This is a genomic window from Cupriavidus sp. 05L310 (assembly GCF_056398185.1).
In genome coordinates, this window is record NZ_JBFTOX010000052.1 from 17,521 (window position 1) to 32,741 (window position 15,221).

A 15,221-nucleotide genomic window follows, 5' to 3' on the forward strand; every position below is an offset into this window, starting at 1 on the left:
GAGCCTGGCTGGTGTAGAGAGCCCGGGCCATCTGCAGGGGAGGCCGGCATGATCACACTTTTTTCCTATCCGGATCTGTTTGGCCTTGAAGACAACAATCCATACGGCCTGAAGGTATTCGCATTCCTGAAACTGTGCGGCCTGCCTTTCGAGCATCGCCACACCCTGGATGCGAAAGCGGCGCCGCGCGGCCAGCTCCCGTATGTCGACGATGGCGGGCAGTCGATAGGCGACAGCGATGCCATCGTGTCCCATTTAAAGCGCAAGTATCGCTTGCCCATCGACGATGCGCTGACCCCCTTTCAGCGCGACCTGGATCTTCTTGTCCGGCGCGCGCTGGATGATCTCTACTGGGTCATGTCTTACTCGCGGTGGCGCGATCCGCGCTTCTGGACAGCCTTTCGGGACGCGCTCCTCAGGACGCATCCGGAGATCGCGGCGGACGACCTCGAGGCCGCAAGGAAATACAACTTCGATCGATACCACTATCAGGGAATCGGCCGCTTCTCCCCCAAGGAGGTCTACGCCCGTGGCATCGCCGACCTGCAGGTGGTGGCCAACATGACCGGTGATCGGGGTTTTCTTTTCGGTCCTGATCCGAACAGTATCGACGCTGGCGTCTACGGCTTTGTGGCGAACATCGTCTTCTATGACATAGATACGCCTCTCAAGCTATTTGTCTTATCGCAACCGAATCTCGTGCGCCATTGCCATGCTGTACGGGCGGCCATGGACAACCGCGCCGTTTCACGCCAGCCGTTGTAGTTGGGAGAGCCTATCGCGGCGCCGCCGGATACACCTGCTTCCAGTCCCGCTTCATGCTCACGACCGTCCAGCCCTTGGCGACGGCCTCGTCCCAGGCCTTGTCCAGCTTGCCGACCTTCGACTGGCGGTCGTAGGCGAACTCCCGCTCGGCATCGTCGTGATGCACGAGCAACGCCAGGCGGGCGCCGCTGCCGGCCACCACGTACTGCAGCATCTGCAGGTCGCCGTCGGAGTTGCCGAATGCCAGGATCGGCCGGCGGCCGATCCCCCGGTAGATGCCCACCGGCTTGCCGGGGCCGTCGTCGATGAAATCGAGCTTTGGCTGGCGCACCAGGGCAGGTTTGCCATTTTGCAGCTGGTACGTCACGACCTGGCTGGAACCGATCACTTGTTCGGGCGGGATTCCATACACCTTCTCGGACCAGGGGCGCATGAACTCGATCGTGCCGCCGGAGACGATGAATGTCTTGAAGCCATTGGCGCGCAGGTAGGCCAATAACTCAAGCTGCGGCTGATAGACAAGATCGGTGAAGAGACGCTGGAACCTGGGATGCTTTGCCGTGACCAGCCAGGCGCGGATGGTCTCGTCGTAGGCCTCCACGGTCATGCCGCTATTTGCGACCGCGATCAGCGCCAGCAGTTCTTTCTGGTGCTTGGCCAGCGCTGCCTGGTCGTTCGCCACCAGCGCCTTGAAGGCCGGGTTGTTCTTCCACTCAGGATGCTTCGGTGCCGCCAACTTGACTTGTTCGATCAGGAACAGGAACTGGAAATACAGCGGCTGCTCGCTCCATAGCGTGCCGTCGTTGTCAAACGTGGCGATCCGTTCGGCCGGCGGCACATAAGTGGGCGAGCCTTCGCGGGTGACGCTGGCCACGAACTTAAGGATGGTCTGCCTGGCCGCGCCGTCCTGCCAGGAGGGCAGCGGGTCCGCGGCGCTTGTCGCGCTTGCTGTGCCGGCCGGCGCAGGGCTTGCCGATCCGGCGGCGGGCGTTCCGGGGCCGGCACATGCGGCAACGGCCAGCACGACCAATACCGCGCCGAGACGGGTCAGGAAGCGTTGCGACGAAGACTGGCGGTCGATAGATTCCATTCAGGGCTCCTCAAGCCTGGGCAGGTGGCAACAGTGTGGTCTGCCCAGCTTGCCACGGAACACTGGCCGCTGATGTGAACATTTTCGGTGCATGATCTGAATGATCTTGCGGCTGGTCAACGGCTCGGGGCATTGCCGGCGCTGGCCGCAGGCGGAGAATTATGGAGACACCATGTCCGGAGTGCATGAATACCTATTCAAAACAATCATTGGACGGTGTATCGGCGTGCCCCTAATCTCTACGGCCAGGTTTCATTCCCGAATGCGGAACGCGCTATCGCGCCACAAGTTTTTCCGGCGTGAAGAGGGCGCAGCGCGTCCGTGCAGTATTACCAGAGTAGAGCGGAGACAAAGCCATGACGATAACGAATCGCGTGACCGAGATGCTGGGCGTCCAGCATCCGATAATCCAGGCCCCAATGGGGTGGATCGCCAGGGCGCAACTGGCGGCGGCGGTCTCCAACGCGGGTGGGATGGGAATCATCGAGACATCATCCGGAGAACTGGATACGATTCGCGGCGAGATTCGCAAGATGCGAGAACTGACCGACAAGCCATTCGGGGTCAACATCGCGCTGACTTATGTGCGAGATCCCGATATCGTACGTTTCGTCGTCGACCAGGGGATCCGGTTCGTGACAACATCGGCTGGCGACCCGACACGCTATTGCGCGGAGCTGAAGGAAGCCGGCCTCACGGTTTTTCATGTGGTGCCAACCCTGGCCGGCGCCCTCAAGGCGGTGGCGGCCGGCGTGGACGGCCTGATTGTGGAGGGCAGCGAGGGCGGTGGGTTCAAGAACCAGCGCGACGTGACCTCCATGGTGTTGCTGCCGCTTGTCTGCTCGAAGGTCGATGTCCCGGTGGTAGCCGCGGGTGGCTTCTGCGACGGCGCCACGATGGCGGCGGCATTCGCGATGGGCGCGGAAGGCATACAGATGGGCACGCGCATGCTGACATCGGCCGAGTCGCCCGTTCATGACAACTGGAAGAATGCCATCGTCGGCGCGCAGGAGACAGATACCGTCTTTCTCAATCGCGGCGGCAAGGGCCCGGCGCTCCGGGCGCTGCGCACGGCGCGCACCTCCCGGATCGAGCTGGAATTGCCGGAGAACATCAAGAGTGAATTCGCCGGCGTTCAGCAGCTCTACTTTGGCGGCGACATGGAGGCGGCAGTGCCGCTGACGGGGCAAGTATGCGGACGAATCGATTCGGTCGTGCCGGTTCAGCAGATCATCGACGAAACGATCCGCGATTTCCGTCACTCCGTAGACCGGCTGACCGCGCGCTACGGCTCGGTGCGGGCAGCAGGGCGCGCCTGAGGGTGCGGCGGTTTCTCACGGCGCCGCAGCTTGCAGCCGCGGCGGCGCCTTCCACAACTCGGCCAGCAGCACGCCCGCAACCGTCAGCGCTCCGCCGAGCGCGTGATACGCCGCCAGCGACTCCCCGATCACCACCGCCGCGATCAGCGCGGTGAGCAAGGGGATCAGGTTGAAGAACATGCTCGCGCGGCTTGGGCCAATGCTGGCGACCGTGTGCATCCACACCAGCGGTGCGACCATCGACGCCATCAATCCGGCGAATCCAACCAGCGGGAGGTTGGCCGCCGAGAGGCCCATCCTGGGCGTGAGCAGGTAGAGCGGCAATAGGGCGACAACGGCTACGACGATTTGCAGGTAGAGCAGTTGCAACGCTGGCACGTCCTTCATATTCCAGCGCTTAAGCAGGATGACGTAGACCGCGTAGGCCAGCATCGCCAGCAGCATCAGTCCGTCCCCCAGGTTGGCGCCGCTGGCCATCAGGCCGCGGAGGTCGCCGGATGACACCACCACCAGCACGCCGGCGATCGACAGCAGGGATCCCGCCACGGCACCGGCCGTCAGGCGCTGTCCCAGCAGCAGGATCGACAACGCCAGCACCATCATCGGCGTGAGCGAGCCGATGATGCCCATGTGCGTGGCCGTGGTCATGTAGGCCGCGTAATAAGCCAGGCACTGATAGGCCACCATGCCGAGCAGGCCCAGTACCGCGATCCGCCCGCATCGCGGCCGGATCGCCGGCCAGTTGCGCAGCACCGGGCGCAACGCCAGCGGCGTGAAAAGCAGGGCGGCCAGCAGCCAGCGGTAGAAACTGATTTCGGCCGGTGCGATGGTGCCGGCCGCCATCTTGCTGACGACGGTATTACCGGACCAGATCACGACGGCCAGTAGCGGAAACGCGTATTGCCACATGAAGGTTTTCCTTAGTACGAGTGCAGGGCTATCATGCATGCGTCCGCGTTAAGGCATATAGCTGAATTAGGACATCCAATCCGGGTTTCCGGACTCTTCTCGCCACAAACCACACGAACCCGACGAACCATGCCCGACAAACGGCGCTACTTGCCAATCCAGGACGTCGAAGGGATGGACGGTCCTTTCTATTTCCGCTACGACGAATTCGGAGCTGACACGCAGGCCGCGGCGCATAGCCATAGCTGGGGCCACCTGAACTACGCGGCGCACGGCACGATGCAGATGGAAACCGACGGGCTGCGGCTGCTTTCGCCGCCGCAGTATGCGGTGTGGATCCCGCCGGCGGTGGTGCATAGCTGCACCTTGCGGCACGCGATCGTCTACCGCTCGATCTACATAGAACCAGGCTTGTGCGCGCAACTGCCGGCCGAAGCCTGCACCGTGCGCATCAGCCCGATCATCAGGAGCGTACTGGCTGACTTCGCCGCGCGCGACATGCATGTACCGCGCACGCCGGCCGACCTGCGGCTCGCGCACGTGGTGGTCGATCAGCTCGCGCAGGCATCGGTGCAGCGTTGCTATCTGCCGGCGGCAGCCACGCCTGCCTTGATTGCCGTGCTTGAAGCGTTGCAGGCGGATCCCGGCGACCACCGCACGCTGGCCGACTGGGCCGCCAGCGTGCACATGACCGAACGGACGCTAGCCCGCCGGTGCCAGCACGAACTCGGCATGTCGTTCGGCGACTGGCGTCAGCGCCTGCGCTTTCTGCGCGCCATCGATGCCTTGGAAACGGGCCGCGGCGTGCAGGAAATCGCCTTCGATCTCGGCTACAGCACCGCCTCGGCCTTTATCGCGATGTTCCAGCGAGAGGCGGGCACCACGCCAGAACAGTACCGACGCGAGTTCTGTGGCATTGCGTGATGCGGGAGGGACTTTGGCATGCGTACCGGCGCTTGCCAAAGAACTGTTCGAAGGTTCGTTAAGCCACGGTTCGCAAGTTTCGTTAGCCGAACGCTGGTACATAATACAAAATCGACGTGAACGGATTGCGTTGGCCTGCAGTCGGGGTAGCCCAAAGTTTCCAATCATCAGCTAACAAGGAAAGAGTTATGAAGATGAAATGGATTGCCACCGTCGCTGCATTGGCCGCTGGTGGTGCGTATGCACAGTCGAGTGTGACGCTGTACGGGATCCTTGACATTGGTCTCGAATATCAAAATAACCAACCCGGGGGCGGCAGCAGCGTGACCCGCCTGACCTCGGGCAACCTGTCGGGCAGCCGTTGGGGCCTGCGTGGTGTGGAGGATCTCGGCGGTGGCCTGAAGGGCATCTTCGTACTGGAAAGCGGCTTTAACCTCGATACAGGCACCTCGGCCCAAAGCGGCCGCCTGTTCGGTCGTAACGCTTACGTCGGCCTGCAAAGCCAGTGGGGCACCCTGACCCTGGGCCGTCAACAGACCCCGCTCTATGACTTCGGCCTGCAATTCGACCCAATGGGGATCTCCACGAACTACTCGATCATCGGCCAGGACGCAGGGTTCACCAGCCGCGCTGACAACTCCGTCAAGTACGCCGGCACCTTCGGTGGCCTGACCGCCAGAGCCCTGTATAGCTTTGGCTCGAACACCGGTGGCGGCTCTTTTGGTGAAGTGCCGGGCAGCCCCAAGATTGGCCAGGAGTACAGCGCTGGCCTGACCTACGCTGTCGGTCCGTTCGCCGTCGGGGGTATATACGACGAAACCAACCTCGGCCTGGCCGCGACTGGTGCCCTGACGGGCGCCAAGATCCGCCGCGCCAGCGTGGCTGGATCGTATGCCTTCGGCCCGGCCAAAATGTACGCTGGTTATCGTTGGGCCATGGCGCTCGACGGTGCCACGCTGCCGGGCAACCTCGGCGCTAACAATGTCTCGAACCTGTACTGGCTGGGCGTGGGCTATCAGTTACTACCTGCACTATCGCTGACCGGCGCAGCCTACTACCAGGACTTCCGCGGCACCAAGGCCGATCCGTGGAGCTTCGTGGCATCGGTTGACTACAACCTGTCCAAGCGCACCGATGCCTACCTGAACCTTGGTTACACCAAGAACAAGGATGGTTCGAACCTGGGCCTGACCGCAGGCGGTTCCGGCGCGATCCAAGGCACCGGCTTCGGCACGGTAAGTGGCTCGGACAATCAGTTTGGCGCGGTCGTCGGTATTCGTCACAAATTCTAATGCGGCATCGGTCGGGGACGTGGCTGCGGATGAGGAGTGGGGATAGCGCCGGGGACCTGGATATACGGGGCAATAATGTACGGGTATGGCGTCGATCCATTGGGAGGCAGTTCCTGGGGTGTCGCAATCGGCTGCGCCCCGACAATGGGCTGATGCAAAAGCGGCCCGGTTTGCAGTTCGGTGCCACCGCTCTGTCCGTCGCTGATGCCGCGTTGGGTACTAAGACTCTGCGACCGACTGCTCGTCTGCGGTGCTGCAACTGCCGCGGCCGATACCACCGCCAGTAACACGACGGTCGCCTTGGATCTCGGCAAGTGCATCAGAAGATCTGAAAGCATGAGCGCTCCTGCGGATTGTAGGAATACTGGTACCGGGCCGCGTTGGGGCCTGCGCGCCTGGTGCCCTTCATATAGTTGAAAAAGCGCGAGTACTACCAGGGCGCCTCCAATGCCGCCAACCCCATACGAAATCATCTTAAGTCCGGCAGACACCACACGGCAAGGAGCAGCCATACGGTGCCAACACCTGCACGGGCGGCACGGCGCTGCAACAGGGACGGCTGAACCTCGGTCACAACCAGACGCTGGATACCGGTTCGCTGGCAATGGACGACAACACCACCCTTGGCTTCAGCACTGACAGCCTGACCCGCCGGGTCGCCAGCACTGGCGCGCTGCAGCGCCTGGGTTTGGGGAGCGCCAGATCCGGCCGCTCTGCGTTCGGGCAAGCCAGGAAAATGCGGTCTGAATGGCTGTTGCTCGATCACGTCGCCTCTGGCAAGGATTGCCGTTCCCGAAGTCCGCGCGGTTTGACGCGGGAATCGGAGAGAGTCATACGGTATCATTCGCTTCCGCTGATATTCCTGCCTGCTGCTCAAGCGCGACGCGAGTGGTTCACGTCACTCGCAGGTGTCGGGCCACAGTATCTCCGATCAGACTTCGTGAGGCTTTTGTGATTCCGATGCTGCTTTTGCGCAGTTCAATAAGTGGTCTACTCGACGACTCGTGTGATGGCCGATTCCGCCAGCAAGCCAGACACCCCTTGGCGGGCCACCTGAGTTCGATCGCTCTTATCGACTGACAGCGCGCTGGCAATGACACCGAAGCCAGCACCACGTGACGCGTGAAGCCTCCATACCATGCGTCGCTATGAAAATCATGGTTGGCGCCACTTCTTGCGCCCGCCGTTTCGCATACTTGCGAACTACCAGAAGAAAGATTCCTGATGTTTGGATTTCTCCGCAGCTACTTCTCCAACGATCTCGCGATCGACCTCGGCACGGCCAACACCCTGATCTACATGCGCGACAGGGGCATCGTCCTTGATGAACCCTCCGTAGTCGCAATTCGCCAGCAGGGGGGTATCAATCCCAAGAAAACCATCCAGGCTGTCGGCAAGGATGCCAAGCAGATGCTGGGCAAGGTGCCGGGTAACATCGAGGCCATCCGCCCGATGAAAGACGGCGTGATCGCCGACTTCACCGTCACCGAGCAGATGCTCAAGCAGTTCATCAAGACGGTGCACGACACCAAACTGCTTCGGCCGTCGCCGCGTATCATCATCTCCGTGCCGTGCGGCTCGACCCAGGTCGAGCGGCGCGCAATTCAAGAATCCGCGCAGGCCGCTGGCGCCAGCCAGGTCTACCTGATTGAAGAGCCGATGGCCGCCGCACTCGGCGCCGGCCTTCCAGTGTCGGAGCCGTCCGGCTCGATGGTAGTGGATGTCGGTGGCGGTACGACCGAGGTGGGCGTCGTCTCGCTGGGCGGCATGGTCTACAAGGGCTCGATACGCGTGGGCGGCGACAGATTTGACGAAGCCATCGTCAACTACATCCGCCGCAACTACGGCATGCTGATCGGCGAGCAGACCGCCGAGGCCATCAAGAAGGAAATCGGCTCGGCCTTCCCAGACTCCGAGATCCGCGAGATGGAAGTCAAAGGCCGCAACCTGTCCGAAGGTATCCCGCGTCCATTCACGATATCGTCCAATGAAATCCTGGAAGCGCTAACTGATCCGCTGAATCAGATCGTGTCGGCAGTCAAGATCGCGCTCGAACAGACCCCACCGGAACTCGGCGCCGACATCGCCGAGCGCGGCATGATGCTGACCGGCGGCGGCGCGCTGTTGCGCAACCTCGATCGCCTGCTGGCCGAGGAAACGGGCCTGCCCGTGGTGGTGGCTGAAGACCCGCTGACCTGCGTGGCGCGGGGTGCCGGCCTGGCGCTCGAACGCATGGGCAAGCTGGGCAGCTTCTTCTCTTACGAGTAACGACTAAGCAACGAGGGGCTTGTGGCATTTCCAACCCCGCCCACCCTTGGTACTGTGCGCGGTTTGATGCCGCCCCGGCTCTGAGGGTGTTCTTGGGTTGATCCGGCGTGCGACAAGCCTTTGCCTTTAGGCCGGTGAAGGATGGGCGCGGGCGGCGTAGCCTCCCTTTGGCCGGTTAGTGCGGCATCTGTTGCTGTTCGACGTACAGGCGAATGATTTCGATGAGTACCCCCCGCAGTTCCCGGCGAAGTAGGACGGCGGCCACCGAGCGCGTCCCCCACAAACTCTCGCGGAGGCTGGGGTATTCCTTCGTTCGCAGCAGACAGCCGGAGACGTCTGTAGCGGATGGCCCGTGTGCAAGTAGGTAATCGTCAGGCTCTCCCTTGAAACCCCACTTACGAAAGTACTGGGGGTTTGCCGTTACAGCGGCGATTGCCTTGAAAGTGGTTCATAAATCACTAAAAAACACGCGGGCGAAAAAAACCCGCCAAAGGAGGCGGGTTGAATCCATGTCGAGGAGACAAGGAGGAGACGAGGGTGAGTATAAACCCTAGGTTTCCTGATGGCAATGGCACATCATTACAATTTCCGCAATGCAACATTGTCTTGAGTGCGCTGTGACGACGTTGTCACACTGCTGCGGTCGTCGCGTAGGATCGCGATGAGGCCCCGTCGCCGGTTTCCGGCAGGGATCATTGGTCAGGCAGCGCGCCAAGCGCCGGATCGCAACCATATTGGCCTTTTCGATAACATATAGACCCGCATTTCACCGGGTTGGGCGGGGCCATGGTGGACCATGGTCGGGATATCATCCGCGAATGTTTGTTCTATGCTGCGAGGCCGAACTTCGAATGTCTCCTAAATGCGGCTCCGGTGCAAATCGGAGGGGCCGGTGGGTTACGCTCGGGTTTTTGACCTGCGTTAGAAGCTCAGCCTTCGAGACCTCGTTGGAATAATGACCGAGCGCGGCCTGTCGCTTTCGCACACGACGATCACGCGCTGGGTCAAACGCTTCACGCCGGAGTTCGTGAAGCGCTGGGATCGGTTTGGGAGATCCGCGGGTCGTTCATGGCGAGTCGACGAGACGTATGTGAAAAGCCGTGGCAAATGGGCTTACTTGGGCCAGCCCTTCCATAGTATCTATCTTTACCGTGCAGTTGATCGAGCGGGAAAGACGGTCGACTTCCGGCTCAGCGCCAAGCGCGATGTCGCTGCAGCCAAGGCCTTCTTCGCGAAGGCGATCAAGAGTCAAGGGCTCGCTCCGAAGACAATCACGCTGGACGGCTACGCGGCATCTCACCGCGCGGTGCGCGAAATGAAGACGGACGAGTTGCTGCCCCGGGCACGCGATGTTGCGATCGTCGAAGTACTTGAACAACTTGATCGAGCAGGATCACCGCAACATCAAGTCCAGGATCGCTGGGAGCACTTTCAGCACGAAGCAGATATTTGTGTGCGCGACATGGAGGGCGGGGGTCTTCGAATCAACCGCTGAACAGGGCATTCAGCAGGTCGTTGACCTGCGGCCAATCATCAGTGTCGAATCCTTCGGTGAAGGACTCATGCAGCCCGGCCAGTGTCTGTCGTGCAAGTTCCATCTTCCCCTCGCGTTGCCATAGCCGCGCGAGGCTTAGCGCGGCACGTAGTTCAAGCGATTTCGCATTTTGCTGGCGAGCGATATCGATCGCGTGATGAAAACATGCCTCCGCTGCCTCACGATCCGTTAACACGTGGGGCTGCGCGTTCGAGCGTTGGAGAAGCAGTTCGCCCTTGAGCCGATGCAACTCCGATTCATAATAGCGCTCCCCAGTGTTGCTCGTCATGGCCAGCGCGGCGGCCAACGCGTCCAACCCCGTCTGGAATTTCCCCGCCTTCCCATAGGTTTGAGCCAACAAGGCAAGGATATAAGGCAGGCCGAACTCGGCACCCGTCGTTTGGTAATCGGCCAGCCCTTGGCGCATCTGAGCGATGCCCTCGTCACTGTTTCCTTGCTCGGCTAGCGCCCATCCCCGCAGGACTGCTCCCCATGCGAGCCAGAACGGAAAGCCCTGTTCGGCCGAAAGGGCGATAGCGGCTTCAGCACACTCTCGCGTCAGTTGCACCTCATGCCGGTACTGATGCAGCTCGGCTGCATAGACGAGGCCGAGCGCCAGGCTAAAAGGATGACAAAGCTTCCGGGCCAGCGCCAGCGCCTCCTGACTTCGTTCGCTGGCCTGAACTGGAAAGCCCAGATACCAAAGGGTCCATGCCAAAAAGCTCAGTCCACGAACGCCGGGATCCTGTCCATAAAGTCCGGCGTGGGTGGGATGCTGTTCAGTCTTATAGTGCGCCAGCCCCTGCTCCAAGTGAGCTCGGGCCATGGGAAACTTGCCAAGAAAGAGTGAGGCTCCTCCCAGTGCGATATGCGCTTGTCCGAGTAACACCGGCTCTTGCGTGTTCTCAGCCAGGCTGAGTAGTCCCTCACCCAGTTCATACGCCGTCTGATGCTGTGCGCGAAGCAAGAAGAACATGCGCAATCCCAACTTCACCTGAAAGAGCTGCGGGGCTTCTCCGCATTTTTCACACAAAGCTAGCGCCCGAGTATAGTTTGTCTCCACCTCAGCTGCTGCATAACCTCTGGCAGCAATCAAGGCTTGGCCAAAGGTGACGCGCAATGTCAGTTCCTGGCGCGCGCGTTCTGCGGTGTCGGGCAGGTTATGGAGCAGATCCAAAGCCGCACCAATGTGACGGATGGCATCTAGATTAGCGGAACGCTCGACAGCCTGTTGCCCGGCGCAGTGCAAGTACTCCACCGCCTTGGGAGCATTGCCGCCCAAGCTGTAATGGTGTGCCAGCTCGCTGAAATGGTCTTTCAATTGCTGATGGAAAAGGGCCTCGATGGCTCTACCTGTGCGTTCATGTAGCGCACTGCGCTCTTCGGAAAGCAGGGAGTTGCTTGCGACTTCCTGGGTGAGGGCGTGTTTGAACGCATACCCCACCTCTGGAAAGGCTGGGCGCCCGTAGATGAACTCTCCCGCTTGCAAGCTGGCCAGCAAAGGATACAGGCGCTCTTCCCTTTGTCCCGAAACTTGCCGGACCAGGCTCAAAGGAAACTCCTTGCCGAGGATTGCCAGCGTTTGCAGCAGTTCCTTTTCTGCGATCGGCAGCCGATCCATGCGCGCCGCGAGCACGCCTTGTACCGTGGTCGGAATATGCAGCGTGGCGGGTGTCTTTTCGATGCTGTAATGGCCGGGTTCGCCGAGCAGCGCTTTTTCCTCGGCCAGCGTCTGGACGACCTCCTCTATGAAGAAGGGATTGCCCTCGGTCTTTTCCAGAATTAGCTGTTTGAGTGACCCGAGTACGGGGTCATCGCCCAACAGGACGCTGAGCAAGCCTTGCGCGTCGGACAGGCCCAAGGGGGCGAGCCGCACCTCAGTGCAATTGTCCTTGTGCCCCCAAGCGAACCGATACTCGGGCCGGTAGTTCAAGAGAACGAGGATCCGGACGTCCGCCGTCCGTTCGATGAGGTAGGCGAGAAACGCTTCAGTCTCGCTATCCAGCCATTGTAAATCTTCGAACAGGACGTCGACCGGTTGATTGCGGCTTTCGTGCACCAACAAACGTGAAATTGCCTCGAATGTGCGCTCACGCCTTAGGCTAGGGCCCATGTCAGCCAGCACCGAGCCGGGTTCGCTGATACCAAGCAAGTGAAGCAGATAGGGCAGGAGTTCTTCCAGGCTGCGCTCCAGCGTGAGCACCTTGCCCGTTACCTTTTCGCGGCACCGCCGCTCGTCGGCTTGGTCGATGATCTGAAAATAGTTCCTCAAGAGTTCGATGAGCGGCAAATAGGCAAAGGCTTTGCCGTGCGATACCGAGAAAGTCTCCAGCACCAGGCGGCCATGCTGGGACCGTGCCTTGAACTCGTGGAAGAGCCGCGACTTGCCGATCCCTGCCTCACCCGCCACGGCGACGATCTGCCCATATCCAGCCGTGGACTGCTCCAGCGCCCGGCGTAGCGTCTCCAGTTCGGTCTCTCGGCCCACGAAGCGTGCCAATCCGCGGTGCGCCGCTACTTGCAAGCGCGTGCGTAGCGCACCGAGAGCCAGCACCTCGTAGACTTGCAGCGGCTCGGGGATGCCCTTGACCTGGGTGGCGCCGAGCGCCTTGAACTCGAAGTATCCCTCCGCGAGCTTGTAGGTAGATTCGCTGACGAAAATAGATGAGGGCGCGGCCATCGTCTCCATCCGGGAGGCGATGTGGATCGTGTGCCCCACCGGGTCATAGTCGGCGTGCAGGTCGTCCTTGCGAATCGAACGCACGACCACTTCGCCCGTGTGTATGCCTACGCGGATCTGCAGCGAGAGGCCTTGTTCCAGCCGAAGCCGGTCGCTGTGCTTCCTCATCGTGTCCTGCATGCGCAGCGCCGCGTACAACGCCCGCTGGGGATGGTCCTCATGGGCAATAGGCGCGCCGAATAGTGCCAGGATCCCATCGCCCAGCGACTTGGCCACATAGCCCTCGTAATAATGCACGGCCTCCATCATCATCTCGATGACGGGGGTGATAAGGAGGTGGGCCTCCTCCGGGTCACGGTCGTGGATCAAAGCGGTCGAGCCGGCCATATCGGCAAACAGAACGGTGATAGTCTTGCGCTCACCGGCAGTCGCTCCGCGCGCTTCCAGAGCGGCTTGTTCGGCTCGGATGCGCTCGGCCAGGTGGAGCGGTGTGTAATGAACGGGGGCGGAAGACGATGCTTGTGTTGCGTCGCTGACGGGCATTCCGCATGCGGTGCAGAAGCGTGCCGTCGGACTTAGTGTGTGCCCACAGTGCCGGCAGACGCTTGTCAGCCGGGCGCCGCACTGCTCGCAAAAATTGGCTCCAACGGCATTCTCGAACCCGCAAATTGTGCAGCGCGCCATGGGGCCTCCCAGACTTCCTTCGGGCATTAGACGCCCCATTGCCTTTCGTCGCAAGATTGGCAAAGCGGAGCGGCATCGAATTCGTCAATGTCGTGCGTCACCAAGATACGAGGTACATAAGCACGGCTCAGTTCGGCGAGCGCTCGCACATAGTCGGTTGTTGCGATGACAGCACCGAAGCCGCTAGGTAGGACGCGGCAGCGACGGACGAGTCAGGTTTCGGGCGCAGTACGCACCGCCAATCAGTGTGCCGTTGGCTTCACCACAATGGGCTGTATCCACGACGTGCTAAGCGTGTGGGGGCGGCGCATGAAATGATTCTTCGCTACTGAACTGCGCAACTGGGTAGGCAAGGAGATCGGCTCCATCGCCGAGTTCAGGGACATCCGTTTGGCGACAACCCGCTCAAGAAGCGCTCTGGCAAGCGCTTGCGCTGCCAGCAATGTTGGTGCGCGTGCATCGGCTTGAGGGGCTTTGTCACGTTGAGGGGAAGGGATGCAATGGGCGCACGGTCACCCGTTCGCTCAGAAAACGCCAGACGGATTTTGGAGAACGCCGGCGATGAGACGCCCGATACCGTTCCCGTGTCATGGTCCTCACGTCTTCGAACGTCACAGTGACCGGGCGGAGGTGTGATGGTCTTCACGGCGTCGACGCACGCCTGCGGCGCGGCTGTGGCGTCCGTGGACCCGCAGCCCGCGCCAGGCCAAGCCGTTCCTTCAATCTCGGCACCGCAAAATCGATGAATGCCCGAAGCTTGAGCGGTATCTGGCCCTGGCCCGCGTATATCAGATTGACCGGCGCCGGTAACGGCTCGAAGGCTTCCAGCAGCATCTCGAGGCTGCCGGATTTCACCAGTTCTTCAATCTGGTACGACGCTACCCGTGCAATGCCGGCGGCCTCCACCGCGGCAACGACGGCAGCCTCCACCGAGTTCACCACAAGCCGGGACGGCACCTCGATCTTCAGTGGCCGGCCTTTCGAGAGAAATTCCCAGTTGCTGCCAACCGCATACCCTTCGTATGTCACGCAGTCGTGCGACAGAAGATCTTCAGGCCTTCCGGGTGCCCCACGCTGCTTCAGGTAGGCGGGGCTAGCGCATACCACTTCCCGAAGCAGGCCGATACGCGTGCCGATCAAGCTGCTGCTCGGTTGCTCTCCAATTCGCAGCACCAGATCCACCCGCTCGTCCAGCAGATTGACGATCCGGTCCGTCAATTGCACCCGCATGCGGACTTGCGGAAACGCACGCAGAAAGTCAACGATTATCGGCATGACGTGAATGCGGCCCATCACCGGAGGCACGCTGATCACGAGTTCGCCCTGCGGCGCATGATATTCGCCCGAAGCCGTACGTTCGATTTCCGCGATCTCCTCCAGAACGCGCCGGCATGACGTCACATAGGCGCGCCCGGCTTCCGTCGGTGTCAGCTTGCGGGTACCGCGCACGAGTAACCGCACATTCAGGTGTGCCTCCAACTCCGACACGCGTCGGCTCACGGTCGCCAAAGGAATGCGAAGTTTTCGACTTGCGGCGGAAAGGCTTCCGGTGTCTATCGCCGCCAACAAAATGACCATCGCCTCGAGTCGATCCATGGCCTTCCACCGATGAAAGGGTAATTCCCAATTCTACCGGCTACTCAATGGACCCGGAGAGGCCTAGATTCTCTGTCTATCCGGCCGCGCCTTTGCATCCTTTGCGTCAACGTATCGGGCGCGCGACCACATGTTCCATGGACTGTTACCGGTCTTGCCC

At 61.1% G+C, this 15,221-nt stretch carries 9 protein-coding genes and 1 pseudogene; 6 read left to right on the plus strand and 4 right to left on the minus strand.

Going from position 1 to position 15,221, the window contains the following annotated elements:
* Window positions 1–48: 48 nt before the first annotated feature.
* Window positions 49–765: a glutathione S-transferase C-terminal domain-containing protein gene (locus AC1DS6_RS30875; RefSeq protein WP_441629643.1), complete on the plus strand. Its 717-nt coding sequence runs from the start codon at window positions 49–51 to the stop codon at window positions 763–765.
* A gap of 10 nt (window positions 766–775) precedes the next feature.
* Here AC1DS6_RS30875 and AC1DS6_RS30880 read toward each other — a convergent pair whose 3' ends face one another.
* A complete protein-coding gene (locus tag AC1DS6_RS30880; RefSeq protein WP_477103849.1) occupies window positions 776–1,855 on the minus strand; it encodes an HAD family hydrolase in 1,080 nt (359 codons plus the stop codon).
* Between the two features lie 383 nt (window positions 1,856–2,238).
* Here AC1DS6_RS30880 and AC1DS6_RS30885 point away from each other — a divergent pair, with 383 nt between their 5' ends.
* On the plus strand, window positions 2,239–3,174 hold the full coding sequence (locus AC1DS6_RS30885; RefSeq protein ID WP_441629680.1) for an NAD(P)H-dependent flavin oxidoreductase: 936 nt from the start codon (window positions 2,239–2,241) through the stop codon (window positions 3,172–3,174).
* 15 nt (window positions 3,175–3,189) lie between these two features.
* On the opposite strand, the gene AC1DS6_RS30890 is transcribed toward AC1DS6_RS30885, so the two are convergent.
* Complete coding sequence (locus AC1DS6_RS30890; RefSeq protein WP_035866562.1) at window positions 3,190–4,083, minus strand: DMT family transporter; 894 nt, start codon at window positions 4,081–4,083, stop codon at window positions 3,190–3,192.
* A gap of 129 nt (window positions 4,084–4,212) precedes the next feature.
* Here AC1DS6_RS30890 and AC1DS6_RS30895 point away from each other — a divergent pair, with 129 nt between their 5' ends.
* The 4 genes and pseudogenes from AC1DS6_RS30895 to AC1DS6_RS30910 form a co-directional block, all read left to right on the plus strand.
* Window positions 4,213–5,007, plus strand: coding sequence for an AraC family transcriptional regulator (locus AC1DS6_RS30895; RefSeq protein ID WP_441629646.1), 795 nt, complete (start codon window positions 4,213–4,215; stop codon window positions 5,005–5,007).
* A 188-nt stretch (window positions 5,008–5,195) separates the two neighbouring features.
* Window positions 5,196–6,299: a porin gene (locus AC1DS6_RS30900; protein WP_441629647.1), complete on the plus strand. Its 1,104-nt coding sequence runs from the start codon at window positions 5,196–5,198 to the stop codon at window positions 6,297–6,299.
* 1,224 nt (window positions 6,300–7,523) lie between these two features.
* A complete protein-coding gene (locus AC1DS6_RS30905) occupies window positions 7,524–8,567 on the plus strand; it encodes a rod shape-determining protein (RefSeq protein ID WP_441629648.1) in 1,044 nt (347 codons plus the stop codon).
* A 925-nt stretch (window positions 8,568–9,492) separates the two neighbouring features.
* Window positions 9,493–9,985, plus strand: a pseudogene (locus tag AC1DS6_RS30910) (IS6 family transposase); the annotation flags it as partial.
* Between the two features lie 66 nt (window positions 9,986–10,051).
* Here AC1DS6_RS30910 and AC1DS6_RS30915 read toward each other — a convergent pair.
* The gene (locus AC1DS6_RS30915) at window positions 10,052–13,465 is read right to left on the minus strand and encodes an adenylate/guanylate cyclase domain-containing protein (protein WP_477103850.1); all 3,414 of its coding nucleotides are present in this window, start codon (window positions 13,463–13,465) and stop codon (window positions 10,052–10,054) included.
* Window positions 13,466–14,107: 642 nt separating this feature from the next.
* Window positions 14,108–15,061, minus strand: a complete 954-nt coding sequence (locus tag AC1DS6_RS30920; RefSeq protein ID WP_441629650.1) for a LysR family transcriptional regulator — start codon at window positions 15,059–15,061, stop codon at window positions 14,108–14,110.
* Window positions 15,062–15,221: the final 160 nt, after the last annotated feature.